The sequence below is a fragment of the Variovorax davisae genome (genome assembly GCF_030316845.1).
Taxonomy (GTDB): domain Bacteria; phylum Pseudomonadota; class Gammaproteobacteria; order Burkholderiales; family Burkholderiaceae_C; genus Variovorax; species Variovorax davisae.
This window is the reverse complement of sequence record NZ_JASZYS010000022.1, coordinates 21,623-39,042: the sequence shown is the minus strand read 5'-3', so window position 1 is coordinate 39,042 and position 17,420 is coordinate 21,623. Positions and strand designations below refer to the sequence as shown.

The 17,420-nt window shown below is 64.1% G+C and carries 12 protein-coding genes; 7 read left to right on the top strand and 5 right to left on the bottom strand.

Going from position 1 to position 17,420, the window contains the following annotated elements:
* Nucleotides 1–103: 103 nt before the first annotated feature.
* Entirely contained in the window at nt 104–1,228 is a 1,125-nt protein-coding gene (locus tag QTI33_RS33010) for an AI-2E family transporter (RefSeq protein WP_286510815.1), read from the bottom strand.
* Nucleotides 1,212–1,601: a hypothetical protein gene (locus QTI33_RS33005; protein ID WP_286510813.1), complete on the bottom strand. Its 390-nt coding sequence runs from the start codon at nt 1,599–1,601 to the stop codon at nt 1,212–1,214. The genes QTI33_RS33010 and QTI33_RS33005 overlap by 17 nt, the downstream gene beginning before the upstream one ends.
* A gap of 280 nt (nt 1,602–1,881) precedes the next feature.
* Here QTI33_RS33005 and QTI33_RS33000 point away from each other — a divergent pair, with 280 nt between their 5' ends.
* Complete coding sequence (locus tag QTI33_RS33000; RefSeq protein WP_286510812.1) at nt 1,882–3,372, top strand: MltF family protein; 1,491 nt, start codon at nt 1,882–1,884, stop codon at nt 3,370–3,372.
* 143 nt (nt 3,373–3,515) lie between these two features.
* Here the strand turns inward: QTI33_RS33000 and QTI33_RS32995 are convergent, their stop codons facing one another.
* Nucleotides 3,516–3,794, bottom strand: coding sequence for a hypothetical protein (locus QTI33_RS32995; protein ID WP_286510811.1), 279 nt, complete (start codon nt 3,792–3,794; stop codon nt 3,516–3,518).
* Between the two features lie 479 nt (nt 3,795–4,273).
* A complete protein-coding gene (locus QTI33_RS32990) occupies nt 4,274–5,272 on the bottom strand; it encodes a GlxA family transcriptional regulator (protein ID WP_286510809.1) in 999 nt (332 codons plus the stop codon).
* A gap of 124 nt (nt 5,273–5,396) precedes the next feature.
* Between QTI33_RS32990 and QTI33_RS32985 the strand changes: the two genes are divergently transcribed.
* From QTI33_RS32985 to QTI33_RS32965, 5 genes are all read left to right on the top strand, one after another.
* On the top strand, nt 5,397–6,650 hold the full coding sequence (locus QTI33_RS32985) for an acyl-CoA dehydrogenase family protein (protein ID WP_286510808.1): 1,254 nt from the start codon (nt 5,397–5,399) through the stop codon (nt 6,648–6,650).
* Between the two features lie 5 nt (nt 6,651–6,655).
* Nucleotides 6,656–7,384, top strand: a complete 729-nt coding sequence (locus tag QTI33_RS32980; protein ID WP_286510807.1) for an NAD(P)H-dependent oxidoreductase — start codon at nt 6,656–6,658, stop codon at nt 7,382–7,384.
* 126 nt (nt 7,385–7,510) lie between these two features.
* Nucleotides 7,511–8,443: a 3,5-dioxohexanoate:acetyl-CoA acetone transferase gene (kce, locus tag QTI33_RS32975; RefSeq protein WP_286510805.1), complete on the top strand. Its 933-nt coding sequence runs from the start codon at nt 7,511–7,513 to the stop codon at nt 8,441–8,443.
* Between the two features lie 42 nt (nt 8,444–8,485).
* Nucleotides 8,486–9,337 (top strand): SDR family NAD(P)-dependent oxidoreductase, encoded by an 852-nt coding sequence (locus tag QTI33_RS32970; protein WP_286510804.1) that lies wholly within the window; start codon nt 8,486–8,488, stop codon nt 9,335–9,337.
* Between the two features lie 26 nt (nt 9,338–9,363).
* Complete coding sequence (locus tag QTI33_RS32965) at nt 9,364–9,486, top strand: hypothetical protein (protein ID WP_286510802.1); 123 nt, start codon at nt 9,364–9,366, stop codon at nt 9,484–9,486.
* Between the two features lie 305 nt (nt 9,487–9,791).
* Here QTI33_RS32965 and QTI33_RS32960 read toward each other — a convergent pair whose 3' ends face one another.
* Nucleotides 9,792–15,584 (bottom strand): autotransporter outer membrane beta-barrel domain-containing protein, encoded by a 5,793-nt coding sequence (locus QTI33_RS32960; RefSeq protein ID WP_286510801.1) that lies wholly within the window; start codon nt 15,582–15,584, stop codon nt 9,792–9,794.
* A 457-nt stretch (nt 15,585–16,041) separates the two neighbouring features.
* Between QTI33_RS32960 and QTI33_RS32955 the strand changes: the two genes are divergently transcribed.
* Entirely contained in the window at nt 16,042–17,412 is a 1,371-nt protein-coding gene (locus QTI33_RS32955) for a DUF1254 domain-containing protein (RefSeq protein WP_286510800.1), read from the top strand.
* Nucleotides 17,413–17,420: the final 8 nt, after the last annotated feature.

The window sequence follows — 17,420 nt, the reverse complement described above, 5'->3', positions numbered from 1 at the left end:
AAGGTCGATCATTGGCAGGGCTGCGCCCGTGACCGCCTTCGGCCTTGGGCCACACGCCGCCAGCCTCCCGCCCCGGCGGGAATGACCCGTTGCAAGTCGACACCTAGTCGATAGCCTGCGAGGCGCGCTCCGATGGCAAGGTGTCCGGATGGGTTGCGACCCACCACATGAAGATCTGATAACCCAGGGCCAATAGGGTCGCACCGACGAACATTCCTTCGATGCCGGCGCTTGCCAGGCCGCCCAGTGCGCCCAGCAGGACTACGGGCATGGGCGCATCGACACCGCGGCCCAGAAGCAGCGGCTTCAAGACGTTGTCAAGCATCCCCGCAACGAACAGCAGCACGCTGTAGAGGACGGCCGAAGCGGTGCCGTATTCACCGCTCATCCAGAGATAGGCGATGACTGGCAAGGTGACGATGAGCGCAGGCGCCTGCGCGACACCCAGTACCAGCACGACCATTGCGAGCACACCTGCGAACGGAACTCCGGCGACCATCATGACCAGACCCACCACGATGGCCTGAACGAAGGCGACGCCGAGGACGCCCAGCGCCACGGCGCGAATGGTCGCGGTGGAAAGTCTTACAAACTCTCCGCCGCGCAGCGGCCCCACGATGCGGCCGAAGATGCGCCGGGTGCTTGCGGCTCCCGACTCACCAAAGGCCATGATGATCCCGGCGATGATGAAGGACGCCAGGAACAGCAGCACCGTGCCGACGATACCGGCCACCATCTCGAGCGCTTTCCGGGCTAGGTCTCCGATCTGCGGCTGCATCCGCCGGACCACGCTCAGCAAATCCTCATGGGCCTGGGACCAGAGGGCGTGGACCCTTTTTCCGACAACGGGCCATTCGGCCACGCTTGCTGGGGGCTCGGGAATCCGCACGCTGTCGTCGCGCACGCTGGCGACCAAGTTATGAACCGAATCGCCCATGGAGGCCAACAGCACGGCGGTGGGGGCAACGATCAGCACGATGCCACCGAGCACCAGCAAGGTGGCCGCAAGCCCCTGTTTCCCCCCGAGCTTGGTGGCGAGTCTTTGATGTGCCGGATAGAGGGTGACCGCCAGGATGAGGGCCCAGACCATCAGCGACAGGAATGGCGAAAAGATCTGGTAGCACAGCAGCGTCAAGGCCAGGATCAGGCCCGCCCTGATGAAGACGTCAAGCAGCTTCCGGGACATGCGCGCTTCCAGTTCGAGATCAGCTTCACGGAGCGTATTCATGGCGGCGTTCCTCTTCATGCAGCGCCCCTATTTGCTGGTGTTCGCTTGGGGCAAGTAGTCGTCTGCCCAGCAGCTTTGCGGTGCGCTGGGATCCTTCTTCGTCTCTGGCCGCCACCGCCACGTCGTGAGCCAGGGTCAATTGGTCCTTGGCAAGCTCTGGTTTGTCTATGGACGCCCGGCCCAGTAGCGCCAAATCCTGACGGGTCCTTCCCGGCGGCTGAGCATCCCCTGCTGGTAGGCGAAGATCAGCAATCCGGCAACGCTGGCAATGAAAGCCACTGCGGCAAATGCCGAGCGTGTCAAAGAGAGAGTTGACATCGACATCCTCCTGCATGGACGTGGTGAGAGGGGTGTAGCCGATCGCGCTTTGCACTGTACGCGCTTCAGTTGCGCGCCGTCGCCCCGCATTCGTCGGACGGCTTGCGGCGTCAAGTCGGCGCATTCGTACGAGAGCCAGTGTCCGCGTCGAAGGAACTTTGACGATTGACCTGCCGGGACACGGGGTTGCCATCCCGGGACATCTCGGGGAAAACCCGTGCATGCTCGAGTGGTGCTAGCGCGGTTGCACCGATCCACCAACAGGCGCAGCATGCTGACACAGGCCAGACCTAAGGCGCCCTACGCGCAGCGCACAAAACCGGAGGAACTCGAAGATGAACACCGACCGTCGACTGCTGCGCTTTGCGCTTGCCTTATTGCTGTGCGGAGGCCTCGCGTTCGCCCAGGAACCGGGCTCGAAGAAGGAGCCCGGAAAAACCCTGACGATCGACCTGACCCACGCGAAACCGTGGACCGGCGACCTCGACGGAATGATCGAGCGGCGCGTGATCCGCGTGCTGACCGTCAACAGCAAGACCTTCTTTTTCGTCGACAAGGGCGTGAACCGCGGCATCGTCGTCGACCACTTTCGGCTGCTGGAGGACGAACTCAACAAGAGGCTTGCGGCCGAAGGCAAGCTCAAGAACAAGAACCTGAAGGTGCGGGTGGTCTTTATCCCGATGGGGCACGACCAACTGCTCACTGGACTTGCCGCGGGCAAGGGCGACATCGCCGCAGCCAATCTCACGATCACGCCGGAGCGCCAGAAGCTGGTGGACTTCTCCTCAGCGGGAATGAGCAACGTCAGCGAGGTTGTGGTAACGGGGCCGGCCTCACCGAAGATTGCAGACCTGGACAATCTCGCCGGCAAGGACGTTTTCGTGCGCAAGTCGTCGAGCTACTACGAAAGCCTCCTGGCGCTCAACAAGAGGTTCGCCGCCGAAAAGAAGGCACCGGTCAATCTCAAGGAAGCCCCGGAAACGCTGGAAGACGAGGACCTTCTCGAGATGCTCAATGCCGGCCTCGTCCCCATCGTCGTTGTTGACAAGTACATCGCAGAATTCTGGAAGCAGATATTCCCCAAGGTCACCGTGCACGACAATGTGGCAGTTCGCACCGGCGGCGAGATCGCCTGGGCTATTCGCAAGGACAGTCCGCAACTCAAGGCGCTGGTGGACGACTTCGCCAATCGCAACAAGCTCGGCACTTCGATGGGCAACCAGCTGCTGACGCGCTACCTGAAGAACGTCAAGTACGTGAAGGATGCGGCTTCGGAAGAAGAGCGCAAGAAGTTTCAGGCGCTGGTCGACTATTTCCGCAAGTTCGGCGACCAGTACAACGTGGATTGGGTGTTGATGGGCGCTCAGGGCTACCAGGAGTCTCAGCTCAACCAGAACGCAAAGAGCAAGGTGGGCGCCATCGGCGTCATGCAACTGATGCCCGCCACCGGCAAGGACATGAAGGTGGGCGACATCACGCAGACCGAGGCAAATATCCACGCAGGCGTCAAGTACATGCGCTGGATGATCGACCAGTACTACGAGAAGGAACCCATGACGCCACTGGACAAGGCGTTGTTCGCCTTCGCCTCGTACAATGCCGGTGCGGGCCGCATTTCATCGATGCGCAAGGAGGCTGCCAAGCGCGGCCTCGACCCCAACGTCTGGTTCCAGAACGTGGAGTATGTGGTGGCCGAGAAGATCGGGCAGGAGACGATCACCTATGTCAACAACATCTACAAGTACTACGTCGGCTATCGGCTGATGCAGGAAAACCGGGTTGCGGCGAAGGAAGCCGTCGAAAAGGTCAAAGGCGGCACCAAGTAGGAGTTCGCTTTCTTGCACTCAGTGCGGCCCCGACATCTCGTTGCCTCCACCCGCACCGGCGCTCGCGCCTTGCGCCTTTGCGGCCACTTGCTGGCGAACCAGACCAATGTGCTCGCGTAGCGTAAAGGCTTCGCTGGCGTAGCTCACAGGGGTGCGGCCTCGCGCGGCGGCCTGCTCGATCCGGCCCAAGTCTTCCAGCCATTGCCGGATCGGCAACGCACCGGTGCTTCGAGGAGCAGGTTGACGATTGGCGGCGACAACCCTTCGCGCGAAACCAACATCGCCCTGGTTCCGATCAACTTGACGTCAGTCACGGGAATGTGTTGTTCAAGATCGATCGTCCCGGGTGGCAAAGTCAACTTTGTGATGTATGAAAACTTGCGCTGATAGGCTTCCGCGCGTGCCAGGCTCAACAGTTCCAAGTCAAGCGCGCGTTCTCTTCCGCGCCGCCCGTCATGCGCTCCTCAACCGTCACGCGCTCGCGCGCCAGAATCTCTTTGTAGCGCCGCGCGTACTGGTGGTACATGCCGTCTTGCAGGCCGGACGCGAGCACGATGTGGCGCGGAATCGAGCGCTGCAGCAGCCATGCGCCAAGGATCCGCGACGGCGATGCATGCCACCGCGAGCGACGCCCAGCGCACCCGATCACGTCGTATTGTCATCGGCAAATCACGAAGTTTCATGCGCCATACTCGCGTCAATATCAGCGGAGGAATCAGCACGCGTCACTTGGCTTTCGGCGTTCAACAAGGGAGAAGTTTGCAATGCCGACGGATGTTCGCAATTGACGGACGGAGACATCCATTTATCAATCCGGGAATGTGCGGGAAAGCACGAATGCCCGCCTTGAAGCGATCCCATCCGCAGTTGACTTGTCGAAGCTGCGGCGCTGCGTTGAGGTCTAGGGGGACTCGGCACCCATGGACTGGTATCGACTTCGATAGGCGCCCGGGCTCAGTCCCATGCGCTCGCGAAACAGCCGCGAAAAGGAACTGGGGTCGTTGTAGCCCACCTGTGACGCGATCTGATCGACGCCGAGATCGCTGGCTTCCAGGAGGGCTCGAGCGGAGTCGATACGCAGGTGTTGCAAGTAGGTCAGCGGGGACTGATCGAGGACGGCGCCGAAGCGTCGGACCAACGTCCTTTCGCTCACGGCCAACTCGGCAGCAAGCTCGGATATGCGCACGGGTCGGGCCATGTTCGATTGCAACCAGTGCTGCGCGCGATGAACCACCGCGTCGGTGTGGCTGATGTCCGCGAGCATGGGCAGGTAGGGCGTCTGGGTCGTCTGGCTGACGTCGATGAGCATGCTCTTGGCGCATTGCGACGCGATCGCCGGGCCGGAGAATCGTTCGACTACTCGAACCGCCTGCAGCAGGTAAGACGCCGAGGCGCCGGCGCAGAGCAGGCGATCGACTTCCGTGAGCACGGGTCGCAATTGCAGATCGACACGCGGAAAGCGCGTACGGAACTGTCGTTCCAACCACCAGGTCGTCGTGGCGATGCGCCCGTCCAGGAGACCTGTCTGAGCCAGGATGAAGGTGCCCGTACAGTTGGCCGCGAGCCAGGCGCCGCGACGCCACTGCGATGTGAGCCACGCGCACACGGTGGACTGATCCTTGAGCAACTGGTCGAACTTCGAGTGGCCGGCGTAGTGCAGGCTCGGTATGAAGACGAGGTCGAAATGTTCACGCGCGCCGACCTTATGTGTCTGCAGTTGCAGGCCATTGCTTGCTGCAACGGGTTCGCCCGTCAGCGACACGAAGCGCCACTCAAAGAGCGCCGCGGAAGCACCCTGCTGCCTACGCAAATGCGAATTCGCCACCTGCAGGATGTCGGCGAACCCGCCAAGGCTGGAGGCATAGCAGCCGTCAAAGGCAAGGATTGCGGCACGAGGCATGGGTTGTCCGATTTCGCATTGAAAACGTCAATTTCGCCAATGTACCGCGGAAGCCCCGAAACCTAGACTCGTCTCACATCAACGGGCCGGCAGCGCCCACCACCCCCCACAGGAAACACGAGACATGAACGCCGGAGACAACACCATTGCACTGACACAGCAGGCGCCCGGGCGCCATCAACCGAAGCTCTATCACGACCTGCTCACGCCCGCGGAAACGCTGGCCATCCGCGAGGAAGTTCGCCGCTTCGCCGACGAGCACGTCGCGCCGGTGGCGTGGGAGATCGGCCACCGCGAGGAGTCGGTCGAGAATTTCCCGCGCGAGCTGTTTCGCAAGATGGCCGATGCCGGCCTGTTCCGCGTTCCCTTCGCGGCCGAGGTGGGCGGACGCGGGCTGAAGTACCCGGCCTGCGCCACCGCCGCGCTCATCGAGGAACTGGCCTACCACTCGAACTCCGTTGCGGCCGTCGTCGACGTGCATTGCATCCTGGCCGGCCATGCGCTGGAACATGCATCGCCTGCGCTGCAACAGCGCTACCTCGCGCCCCTGCTGGCCGGCGAGAAGATCGGCAGCTTCGCCACCACCGAGCCCGATGCCAGCACGGACCTGAGCATCAAGACGATGCAGACCTTCGCGAACCGCGAGGGCGGCAGCTATGTGGTCAACGGCCGCAAGCGCTTCATCACGAACGCGCCGGTCGCCGATTTCGTCGTGCTGCTGTGCGCGGAGGAAGGCCGCATGACGGAGATCGTGATCGACCTGGATTCACCGGGCGTCCGCGTCGGCGCGCCCGATCGGAAGATGGGAAATCACGGCCAGTTGACCGCCGACATCTATTTCGACAACGTGCAGGTTCCGGCGGAGAACGTCGTCGGCGCTGTCGGCGGCGGTCTCAAGATTGCCTTGCAGACCTTGACCTACGGACGCATCGGCATCGCCGCGAGCGGCGTCGGCATGGCGCAGGCCACGTTCGACCACGGCGTCCAGCGTCTGAAAACGCGGCAGGCATTCGGCAAGAAGATCGCGCAGTTCCAGTACTGGCAGTTCAAGCTGGCCGAGCGCGCCACCGAGATCGAGAATGCGCGCAACCTCTACATGAAGGCTGCCCTGCGCATGGATGCGGGCGAGGCATTTCCGGAGCCCGAGGCGGCCATGGCGAAGTGGTACGCGACCAACCTCGCTGCCGAGTTCGCGCGCGATGGCGTGCAGATCTTCGGCGGCTATGGCTTCATGGCGGAGCTGGCGGCCGACGGCTCGCACTACCGGGTGGAGGAGATCTACCGTGATTGCAAGATCGCGGAGATCTATGAAGGCACCAACGAGATCCAGAAGCTCGTGATTGCCAGGGCCATCTTCGGCAAAGACATCACGGGCTGAGCGCCATGAAGGTCTTCATCGTTCACGCTCACCCTGAGCCCCGTTCCTTTAGTGCCGCACTGAAGTCGGTGGCACTCGAAGAGCTTCGTCACCAGGGCCACGAAGTGCAGGTCTCGGACCTGTACGCCATGAAGTTCAATCCCGTTGCGTCGGCCGAAGACTTTGGCGTGCGGGCCAATCCCGATTACTGCACCTACGCGTTGGAGCAACGGCAGGGAATGCAGACGGGCACGATTGCCGCCGACATTCAGGCCGAGCTCGAGAAGCTGCTGTGGTGCGACCTGCTTATCCTGAACTTTCCGGTGTTCTGGTTCTCGACCCCCGCGATCCTGAAGGGCTGGATCGATCGCGTGCTGGTTTCGGGGACCGTGTATGGCGGAAAGCGCTTCTACGACCGTGGAGGCCTTCGCGGCAAGCGTGCACTCGTGAGCCTGACGCTGGGTGGACAGGAACACATGTTCGGCGAGAGTGGTATCCACGGGCCGTTGAAGGACATGCTCAGGCATCTCCTGCAAGGCACGCTCGCCTACACCGGCATGGGTGTGCTCGAACCCTTTGTCGGTTGGCATATCCCCTACGTATCCGACGACCAGCGGCGGCATGTTCTCGAAGCATGGCGCACGCGCTTGCAGTCCCTGAGCTGCGAAGAGGCGCTGCTCAGGTTTCCCAGCCTGTCTGAATACGACGAGCGCCTGTATCCGCGAGCCAGCCAACAACTCCTTGCGGAGACCTGATTGGGGCACAAGACGTTTTCGACATGGGTCGGTACTCGGAATGTCCCAATGGGGTAAATCCATGTCACTCCTGGTCAATCGGCCTTCCACCGACTCGGAACAATCAAGCTTCCAAAGGAGCAACGCATGTACCAACAGAATGTCGTCATCATCAGCTGCGCCGTCACCGGTGCGATCCACACGCCTTCGATGTCGCCGTACCTGCCTGTGACGCCAGAAGAAATCGCAGAGTCTTCGATCGCGGCGGCAAAGGCGGGCGCCGCCATCATCCACCTGCATGCCCGCGACCCGGTGACCGGCAAACCGGACCAGCGCCCAGAGGCTTTCATGCCCTTTCTGGGGCGCATCAAGGGCGAATGCGATGCGGTGGTCAACCTGACTACCGGCGGCTCGCCTTACATGTCGGTGCAAGAACGCATCCGACCCGCGACCGAGTTGCAGCCCGAGGTCGCCTCGATGAACATGGGTTCGATGGGGTTCGGCTTGTTCCCGATGCTGGATCGCTTCAAGGAATTCAAGCACGACTGGGAGCGGTCGTACCTGGAGGGCAGCAAGGACCTGGTCTTCCGCAACACCTACGGTGACATCGAAACCTCGCTGCGGGAACTGTCGGCCAGCGGCACGCGCTTCGAGTTCGAGTGCTACGACACCTCGCACCTCTACAACCTGGCCCACTTCATCGATCGCGGGCTCGTCAAGCCGCCCTTCTTCGTCCAGACCGTGTTCGGCATCCTGGGCGGCATCGGCGCACATCCGGACGACGTCCTGCACATGAAGCGCACCGCGGACCGCCTTTTCGGCAACGACTTCCGATGGTCGGTGCTCGGCGCGGGCCGCAATCAGATGAAGGTGGCGGCCATGGCTGCGTCGATGGGGGGAAATGTGCGCGTCGGGCTGGAAGACAGCCTGTGGATCGCTCCAGGAAAGCTGGCCGAGTCGAACGCGGAGCAGGTGCGCAAGGTCCGCGAGATCCTGGAAGGGCTTGGCCTGCAGGTCGCGACGCCGGCGCAGGCGCGCGAGATTCTTTCGCTCAAGGGCGCCAAGAACGTCGGGTTCTGAGTTGGCCCGCGCGACTGGCCTTGCTTACTCATGAGGCACCAGATGAATGAAGAGAAGAGACTGCGTGCGGCCCGCCTGGCCGGCAAGGTCGCCCTGGTCACCGGCGCCGGCCCTGGCCTGGGCGGCGTGATTGCAGAGGCGATGGCCGACGAGGGCGCGCATCTGGTGCTGTGCAACATCGACCAGGGGGCGCTGCAACACACGCAGTCTCGGCTCGAGGCACAGGGTGTGCAATGCCTCGCGCTGCGCTGCGATGTCTCCGATAGCGCCGCCGTCGACGCGATGTTCACGCAGGCTGTGCAGCGCTTCGGCACGGTCGACATCCTGGTCAACAACGCCGCGCGCGTGCCCAATGCGCCCGCCGAGGAGACACGGCGCAACCTGCACCAGCAATACGTGACGACGCCGATGCCGCGCCAGTCGCTGGGCATCGTGTCTTCGCTGTCCGACGACGACTGGCTCAAATGGTGGGGAGTCAACATGCACGGCGTGTTTTTTTGCACCCGCGCAGCGCTGCGTCTCATGGAGCCACGGCGCTCGGGCAAGATCATCAATAACGCCTCGATCGCCGGGCTGGGCGCTGGCAGCACGCACAGCCCCGGCTACTCGGCGACCAAGGCCGGCGTCATCAGCCTGACCAAGACCAGCGCGCTGGATGTCGCCGGCGCCAACATCTACGTGAATGCCATCGCCTGCGGCGGCATCCTGACGCCGCCGTTGGAGGACTATCTCGCGCGTGCCAGCGAAGAGCAGAGGAACCGCGTGAACCAGTTGATCCCGCTCGGGCGAGTCGGCCGGCCTGAGGAATACGCCTCGCTCGCGGTGTACCTTGCCTCGGACGAACACTACCTGGTCGGGCAGGTGATCAGCCCCAACGGCGGCATGATCATCTGATTGCCACAGTCGAAGGGAACATTTACATGAGCGCGCTGACGGTTGCGGCCACCGCTGCCGATCTAGCCATCTTGGAGTGGATCGCACAGGCCGTATCGCTATCCGCGCGCGAGAGGCAACGTCAGGATGTCGCCCTGAAGCAGTCATGAGTTTTAGATGCGCGAGCGGCAGCTCATGGCCGGGACTGCCATTTCGCAAACCCAACCGATAGCGGTCTATGGCCGACGATGCGATCACGTCGAAAGCCGGCTACCAGGCACGGCCGCGAACTGGAACTCGCGGCCAGGAACGGAAGTTCAGGGGTAGAACAATCCCCGTCCGGAACCGGTCGCTAAGCAGTCATGAGGCGTGCACCTCGTCCGTCGGCTCCGTGCCCTGAACCGACATTCGGGCAACCGAGATTGCACGGCGCAAAGCGGCCGTCTTCCGACGAGCCGAGGCTCAGGTTTGGACGCTACCAAGCCACCCGTACTCCGGCGTTGCCGCTGAAACCTTTGCGATGGTCGCCGCTGATGTCCGTGGTGTAGCCGGCCGTAGCGTAGAAACCGACGGCGCGCGTGATCTGGACATCGACCCCGGCGCCAATTTCCAGCGCCGTCGTGTCGCCGCCGCGTGTGGCGATCGGCACGCCACCGAATACGACCGAATCGGCGCCGCGCGAACCGTGCCAGATGTTCGCCCGCAGCCAGGGCTGCCATCCCATTCCGCCTTGCTGCATGGCGCCCTGCAGGCGCACGCCCAGACGGCCGGTGACGCCGTCGGTGTCGTCATAGGCGATCGTCGAGAAGCGATCCTGTGTGCTGTCCAGCGAGGTGCGCTGCCAGATGATCTGCGCCTGAGGCTCGAGTGCCCAGCCGCCACCCAGCACAATCGGATACCCGGCCTCGAGGGAAGCCGTGAAGGCGCTCCCCTCGGTGCTTGTGCCGACCCCACGATTGGAGCGCGGGGTGCCGTCGAACCACGTTTGCATCAGGACGCCGTCGACGTACCAGCCCGACGGACCGATGTGCGTCCAATAGGCGCCGAGGCTGTTGTTCTCCAGCTCGATCCGGCCAACCGGGATGTTCGTTCGGCCGAGCGCTGTGCCGCTCACGTCGCCGCTCGCCTGCCCGTGGCCGAAGAACACGCCAAACCGGTCGCGATGGCCGTCGGCACGGTCGATGCCGTACAGGTCGACGCCGACCTGCATGCCCCACAAGCTGCCATCGAATTCGGGGCTGACGGCGCCTGACCAGCGCTGCTCGGTCGATTGGCCGAGCAAGCGGCCCCAACCGGCTGCCAATGGACCATTGCCACTCAGGCGCATCTGCTCGCCTCGACGCTCGTGAAACGTGCCGAGCGTGACCAGACCCAGTTCGCCCGCGAGCGCCGGCACGGCCGCCTGCACGGCCACTTCGGGACGGTACAGCGGCGTTGCCGGTTGGCCCGGTGCAACTGCCGCCACGGGAGGGGAGTTCGGCGCCGCTTGTGGCGCCGGCGGCGGCACGGGCATTTCCGCCGTCGCGACCGGGGTGGGGGGCGCGGTCGAGCGCAAGTACCAGTTGTCGGCCGTGCCGGCCGTCAAGCCGCCACGAAACAGCACGTATTCGTAGGGCCCTGCTGCCACCGGTGCCGCCAGCGAGAACGCACCCGCCGCCGTTGATCCACCATTCACCGCCTCGACGACCGGGATGCCGTTGCCGGTGGTGAGGGCGCCGGCGCCGCCGAGATTGACGACCTGCATGGCGGTCGAGCCCGTGGCGGTGCCGCCGCCGCCGATCACCAGCTTGTCGGTGGGCGAAGCGTCGCTGCCCAGTTGCGACTCGACGCGCAAGCTTCCGCCTTGGCCGACGTAGTTCCCGTTGATCGTGAGCGTGCCGATCGAGTTGCCAGGCGAGACAACTCCGCTGTTGAACACGTTGCCGAAGATCGTGCCGTTACCACCCAGCGTGCCGGCGGCGGCCACGGTCGTGGCGGAGGCGATGGAGCCGTTGACCCAGAGGGTGCCTTGCTGCACGGTCGTCGGGCCGGCGTAGGTGTGGTTGCCAGGCAGGATCAGCAGGCCCGGGCCCTGCTGCACGACCCCGCCGCTACCGGAGATCAAGCCGGTGAACGTGAGCGCATCGGACCGGTTGAACACCAGCGTGCCGTTGTTCGCCACGTCCCCAATGAAGCTTCCCGTCGTGCCGCCATTGCCCAGTTGAAGCGTGGCGGGTGCCGCGATCGTCGTCGCACCTGCATAGGTGTTGTCGGCCATGAGGATCGTGGTGCCGGCCAGCGCGTTGACGGTGCCGGTGCCGCTCATCCGTGGTGCAAACTCGTAGCCGGACGAGGTGTGGTTGAAGTTGACCGTCGCCGTGCCGTCGACCATCGTCAAGGTGGGCGTGTCGAGTCGGCCTGGCGCGGCAGGCGCGTTGCCGGTCGCCCCACCGATGTTCAGCGTTCCCACCGACCCCGGAAAGTACGCCACGTAGGTCACTGGCGCGCTGACCGTGGCCCCTTCGTTGATCGTCAGTGTTCCGGTGCCGCCATTGCCGACGGTCAGGTCGGGGCCCGTGTTGATCCAACTCGAACCGGCGCCCGTCACGAGGGCGTTTCCCACGCCGCCGGCGACGCGCCCGACAAAGCCCAGCACGCTGGTCACCGTGCCCCCATCGGAAACCGTCAGCGAGCCGGTGCCGGCGCGCGCCACTTCGAAGCTCGAGTCGCTCGCCAACGTGGAGCCTGCCCCGCTGACCACGGCCCTGGCTTGCGCGCCTGCGTTCTCCCCGATCACCACACTGCCGCCGCGCACCAAGCCGGCCTGGTCGATGGTCATCGTGCTCGTGCCGGACAGCAGGCTGAGGAATCCGCTGGTGGTCCAGCGCGACCCGCCGCCGCTGACGCGGATGGTGGAGGTTGCACCGCCCCGGAATGCGCCGAGTGCGAACTCGCTCTGGACAACCCCACCGTTCTCGACCGTGAGCGACCCCGCACCGGCGTCGCCGATCGTGAGGCCGCTGCTGGTCGTCCACACGGAGCCGCTGCCCGTGACCATTACGGCGCCTTGCGAACCCGGGTTGGCGCCGACGACGCTCGTTGTGCCGGAGACCCGGCCGCCGTTCTCGAGAATCAATCTGCCGTTGCCAGAATTGCCGACGGTGACCGTGGCGGCCGGTGAGTTGATGGCACCACCGCGCACGTTCAAGGTGCCGCCGTCGACCGTGGTGTTGCCCGTGTAGGTGTTGCTGCCGGTGAGAACGAGCGTTCCGGCGTCGGTCTTGACCAGGCCGCCCGAACCCTGGATCGCCGCACCGATGGTGGCGGTCATCGCGGTGCCTGCAGCAGTGCCGTCACCTACGCGGATGACGGTAGAGGGCGTCGTGGTCGTCAGCGGCTGGCCACCGATCGTGTAGCCGTCCACTGCGAACTGCGCGCCGCTGAAGGTCACCGGGCCCGCGCCGTTGTCCACCGTCAGCGCGCCGGGCGTGCCCTGGAAGATCGCAAAGCCGTTTGTCTGCCACGGCGCATTGACGGTGCCGCTGCTCTCGGTCCAGGCATCGTTCGCAGGCGAGGCGAGCCACGTGCCGGATCCACCGTTCACAGTGGTGTTGTTGAAGAGCGTGCTGTCGCGCCCGTCCCAGAAGGTCAGTGCGACGCCCTGAGTGTTGACCAGGTTCACCTGGTTGGCCACCGAGGTCTGCACGAAGTAGGGGCCACTGCTGGCGGGCAGCGTGCCCAAATTCAACCCCTGGTTGTTCAAGGCGCCGCTGTAGTTGATGACCCGGTACACGCCTGGACCGAAGTTGCCTCCGGCCGACTGCGTGACGTTCAGCGTCCCGTCGAGCAGCAGGTTGCCGCCCACCACCATCAGGTCATTGAGGGGCCCGCCTGGCACATTGGCCTGGCCGAATTCATAGTCGAGCACTGCGCCGGCTGCGAGGGACAGGTCACCGCCGATGGTCAGAGTTCCGGGGCTGGCGCCGGGCGCGATTTGGCCGCCGTCCTGCACCGCCACCGAGCCGGCGATGCGGCCGGTGCCCCCTAGCGTCGCGCCGCTCAGGACGGTTGTTGCTGCACTGGCGAGCGAGCCGTTGACCTGCAGCGTGCCGCCGCCAATGGTCGTCGCGCCGGTGTAGGTGTTGTTGCCCGTCACCGTGAGCGTGCCGGCCCCGATCTTCGTCAAGGCGCCGGCCCCACTCGCGACGCCGCGGTACTCGCTGGAGAAGCCGTTGGTGTCCACGGCGCCGCCACCCGCCAGCAGGCTGACCAGCCGGTCGATGAAGCCGAAGTCAGATGCCAGGTAGCGAAGGGTGCCGCCATCGAACACGATGGCGTTTCCGAGCGAGCCCAGGTTGCCGGGGCTGCTGAAGGCCAGTACGCCCTGGTTGATGATCGTCGCGCCTGAGTAGGTATTGCTTGCAGTGAGAGTCAGCACGCCTGCGCCGTTCTTCGTCACCGACCCGGTGCCGCTGATGACACCACCGTAGTTCAGGTTGTCACTGCGATTGAAGACCACCGAGCCGTTGTCGACGATGTTGCCTGCCACGGTGCCGCTCGCTGCCCCGATGCCGATGTGCAGCTGGGTTCCTGCTTGCACCGTCACCGGACTGGTCAGCGTGCCGCTGACGCGCAGCACGCCGGCCTCGATCTGCGTGTTGCCGAAGGCACCGCTGCCGGAGAAGGTCCAGTCGGTTCCGGTCATCCGCAAGGTCTCGAAGTTGGCGAACGCGTTGGAGGCGGTGCCTGTGCCCTCGAGGATGACGCCGTCGGTCCCTGTGCCGCCATCAGCGAGCCCGGTGATCTGCGAGCCTGTTCGCAGGGTCAGCGTGTCGTTGCCGGCGCGCAGGTCGATCGCGGTGCCGACGTCGCTGCGGATGACACCGGAATTGATCAGGGCTTCCTGGCCGTTCACGCCGCGCACCCCGAAGCCGCTCGCGCTGGTGATGGTGCCGGTGTTCTCGATCCTGGAGATGAAGCTGCCCGCCAAGGTGTTGGACAGCACCCCGTCGGAATTGGTGCCCGTTGCCTGGATGGTGCCGGTGTTCAGCAGGCTGTTGTTGTTGCCCTGCATAAAGACACCGAAGGCGTCCCGCCCGCCGACCAGCAGTTGGCCGCTGTTGGTGATGGTGGTGTCGCCGTCATCCGAGCGCATGCCGTTGCCGCGCTGGCCGCTTACGTTGACCGTGCCGCGGTTCTCCAACGCGTTGTCCGACCCGGCCAGCACGTACAGGCCATGTGCTCCCGTGCCGCTGACGTTGATGGTTCCCATGTTGCGCAACACGTTGGCGGCGCTGCCCGCCACTTCCATCGCGCTGGAACCGATGCCGCTGGCCGTGATGGACCCGCCGGCCACGTTCTCCAGGGTGTTGCCGGATCCACCAGTTACCAGCATCCCGAAAGCCCGGTTCACGGTTTCCGAACTGCCGCCAGACGTGGTGATCGAACCGGCATTGGTCATCGACGATTCGCTCGCTTCGTTCAGGATCATCCCGTGCGAGCCTTGGCCGCGCGTGACGATGGTGCCGTCGTTGCGCAGCGTGTGGAAGAGTCCGCCGGCGACGCCTATCCCGAACGCTTCGTCCAGGTTGGATTCGATGATGCCGGTGGCGGTGTTCGTGAGTACCGACAGGTTGGTGGCCTGCGCATACATCCCCGAGCCCTGGACCGTGTTCAACGTGATCAGCCCCGCGTTGATCAGCTGGTTGCCATTGGTGCCGGAGGCCAGCAGGCCGGCCGCGAGGTCGCCATTGAGGGTCATCCGCCCGCCGGCCTCATTGCGCATCACATTGTTGGCCCCGACGCTGGCAAAGGTCAGAGAGTTGAACCCCGACGTGGTGAGCGTCCCAAAGTTGCGCAACGTGCTGTCTTCTCCAAGCGCGATGACACCGATGGTCTGCGTGACCGGTTGAATGCTTCCGAAGTTGTTGAGCTGCGCGCCCGCACCCAGCGTGATGAGGTTGCCACTACCGTTGCCCGTGATTACGGCATCCGCGTTGATATTGACCGTCACGCCGGAGGCTGCTGACGCATCGAGCGGTGTGGTCGTGGATGCCGGTCCAGTGCAGGTGACCGTCTGGCCGTTGGCTGGCGGGTTGGGCAGGCAGTCTGCCCTGGCCGGTCTGGAATGCGTGGATGCAAGGAGGCCGGCAATGACAGAAGCCGCGATGGCGGTGATCGTGCGGGTGAAGGGAGCGATGCGGTGGAACCCGGGGTGCCCGTTGCGCGAGCTGCACATGGGGCTGACTGGCTGCACTAACATGGCAATAGGCCCTTCCTTGTTGTTCACGGGAGCAATCCGACTCGAGCCGGTGATCGCTTTGTGAGCTTTCTATCATCCCGCCTTGCGACTGCGCAAGCGACGGCGAAGCGTCCCAGGGTGCAACTTGCGTTCGTAGCCAGGTCTCATCGCCGACTCCAGCTTGGATGCGGCAACTTCACGGTACGCTGCCCGTTACCTTTGAAAGCCACTGCAGCAATGCAATTTGGATGTCTGCGCCCTGGACGGCGCTGTTCATGACTTGCTCGAAAGGCGACGACGCGAACGCGGTCTCGTGGCATCGCCCGACCGATTGCGGCTTTGGAGGCGGAAAACAGTCGTCGGTAGCGGTCGCGCGCACGCATCAAGAGCGTCTGGCCTTCCCACACTGACTTGCGGCTGACCTCCCGCACTGCTCGGTGCTCGAGCCAACCATTCGGTATGCTCAATGGCTCATCCTTACCTTCGTCCCGGAGTGGACCTGCACATGAATCGCTCTCCCCTGAAGTTTGGCTGGCTGCTCGGTCTTTCGCTGATTGCTGCACCTGCACTGGCGCAAGTTGCGCCATCGCCTGCCCAGATTCGAGCCATCGCGAAGGATGCGTACATCTATTCCTTCTCGATGCTCGAGAACTACAACACCATGTACAAGCAGGTCGGTACGCCCGCCGGACGCGAGTACGTGGGCGGATTCGGCAAGTACCGCCACTACGCCGAGGCCTATGCGCCGGAAAATCATGACGTTGTCACGCCCAACAACGACACGCCGTACTCCTGGGCATGGCTCGACCTGCGCGCCGAGCCTTGGGTGGTGAGCTTGCCGGCAGTGGCCGACAAGCGCTACTACGTGCAGCAATGGGTCGATCTGTACACCTACAACTTTGCCTACGTCGGCTCGCGTGCCACCGGCAACGGAGCTGGCAAATTCATGATTGCCGGCCCCGGCTGGAAGGGAAAGACGCCTGCCGGCATCAAGAAGGTGTTCCGCTCGGAAACCGACATCGTCATGACCCTGACGCGCACAGCGCTGAACGGGCCGGAAGACGTCGACGCGGTGAAGGCGGTGCAAGGCGGCATGAAGTTGGAACCGCTCAGCAGCTACGAGCACAAGACCGCACCGTCTGCCGCGCCGTCCATCACCTTCCCGCCGTATGACGTTGCGAAGGCGCGTTCGCACGACTTCATTGGCTACCTGAATTTCCTGCTGCAGTTCACGCAGCCGCCGCACCCGAGCGAAGTGGCGTTGATGAAGCGCTTTGCGACCATCGGCATCGGCCCCGGCAAGCCGTTTGACGCCGCAAGCCTGCCGCCGGAAACGCTGGCCGCCATCGACCAGGGTGTGAAGGATGCGCAGGATGCGCTGGCGGCAAAGGCCAAGGTCACGTTGTCGTCCAACGGTCTCTTCGGCACGCGGGCCGACCTGAAGAACGACTATCTGACGCGCGCCATCGCGGCTGAGAAGGGCCTGTACGGAAACTCGCTGGTGGAGGCGTGGTACGGCGGCTACGTGGGTGACGGCACCCAGCTGCAGACCATCCACTTCACCAAAGGGGCGTTGCCGCCCGCCAAGTTCTTCTGGTCCATCACCCTCTACACGCTGCCCGACCGCTTCCTGTATGCCAACGACCTCAAGCGCTACTCGATTGGCGACCGCACTAAAGGTCTGCGGCGCGACGCCGACGGCGGCCTGACGCTGTATGTTGGGCATGCCTCGCCGGGTGCGGACAAGGAGTCCAACTGGCTGCCCGCACCCGACGGCAAGTACAGCGCCGTGGCCCGCATCTACGGTCCGAGCAAGGCGGCCATGGACGGCACGTGGAAGCTGCCGCCGCTGACGCCGGCAAGCACGTCCAAGTGAGCAGGTCC

Coding starts and splice junctions, on each gene's coding strand:
- QTI33_RS33010 (WP_286510815.1), bottom strand. CDS start 1,228: ATGAATACGCTCCGTGAAGCTGATCTCGAACTGGAAGCGCGCATGTCC.
- QTI33_RS33000 (WP_286510812.1), top strand. CDS start 1,882: ATGAACACCGACCGTCGACTGCTGCGCTTTGCGCTTGCCTTATTGCTG.
- QTI33_RS32990 (WP_286510809.1), bottom strand. CDS start 5,272: ATGCCTCGTGCCGCAATCCTTGCCTTTGACGGCTGCTATGCCTCCAGC.
- QTI33_RS32985 (WP_286510808.1), top strand. CDS start 5,397: ATGAACGCCGGAGACAACACCATTGCACTGACACAGCAGGCGCCCGGG.
- QTI33_RS32980 (WP_286510807.1), top strand. CDS start 6,656: ATGAAGGTCTTCATCGTTCACGCTCACCCTGAGCCCCGTTCCTTTAGT.
- kce (WP_286510805.1), top strand. CDS start 7,511: ATGTACCAACAGAATGTCGTCATCATCAGCTGCGCCGTCACCGGTGCG.
- QTI33_RS32970 (WP_286510804.1), top strand. CDS start 8,486: ATGAATGAAGAGAAGAGACTGCGTGCGGCCCGCCTGGCCGGCAAGGTC.
- QTI33_RS32965 (WP_286510802.1), top strand. CDS start 9,364: ATGAGCGCGCTGACGGTTGCGGCCACCGCTGCCGATCTAGCCATCTTG.
- QTI33_RS32955 (WP_286510800.1), top strand. CDS start 16,042: ATGAATCGCTCTCCCCTGAAGTTTGGCTGGCTGCTCGGTCTTTCGCTG.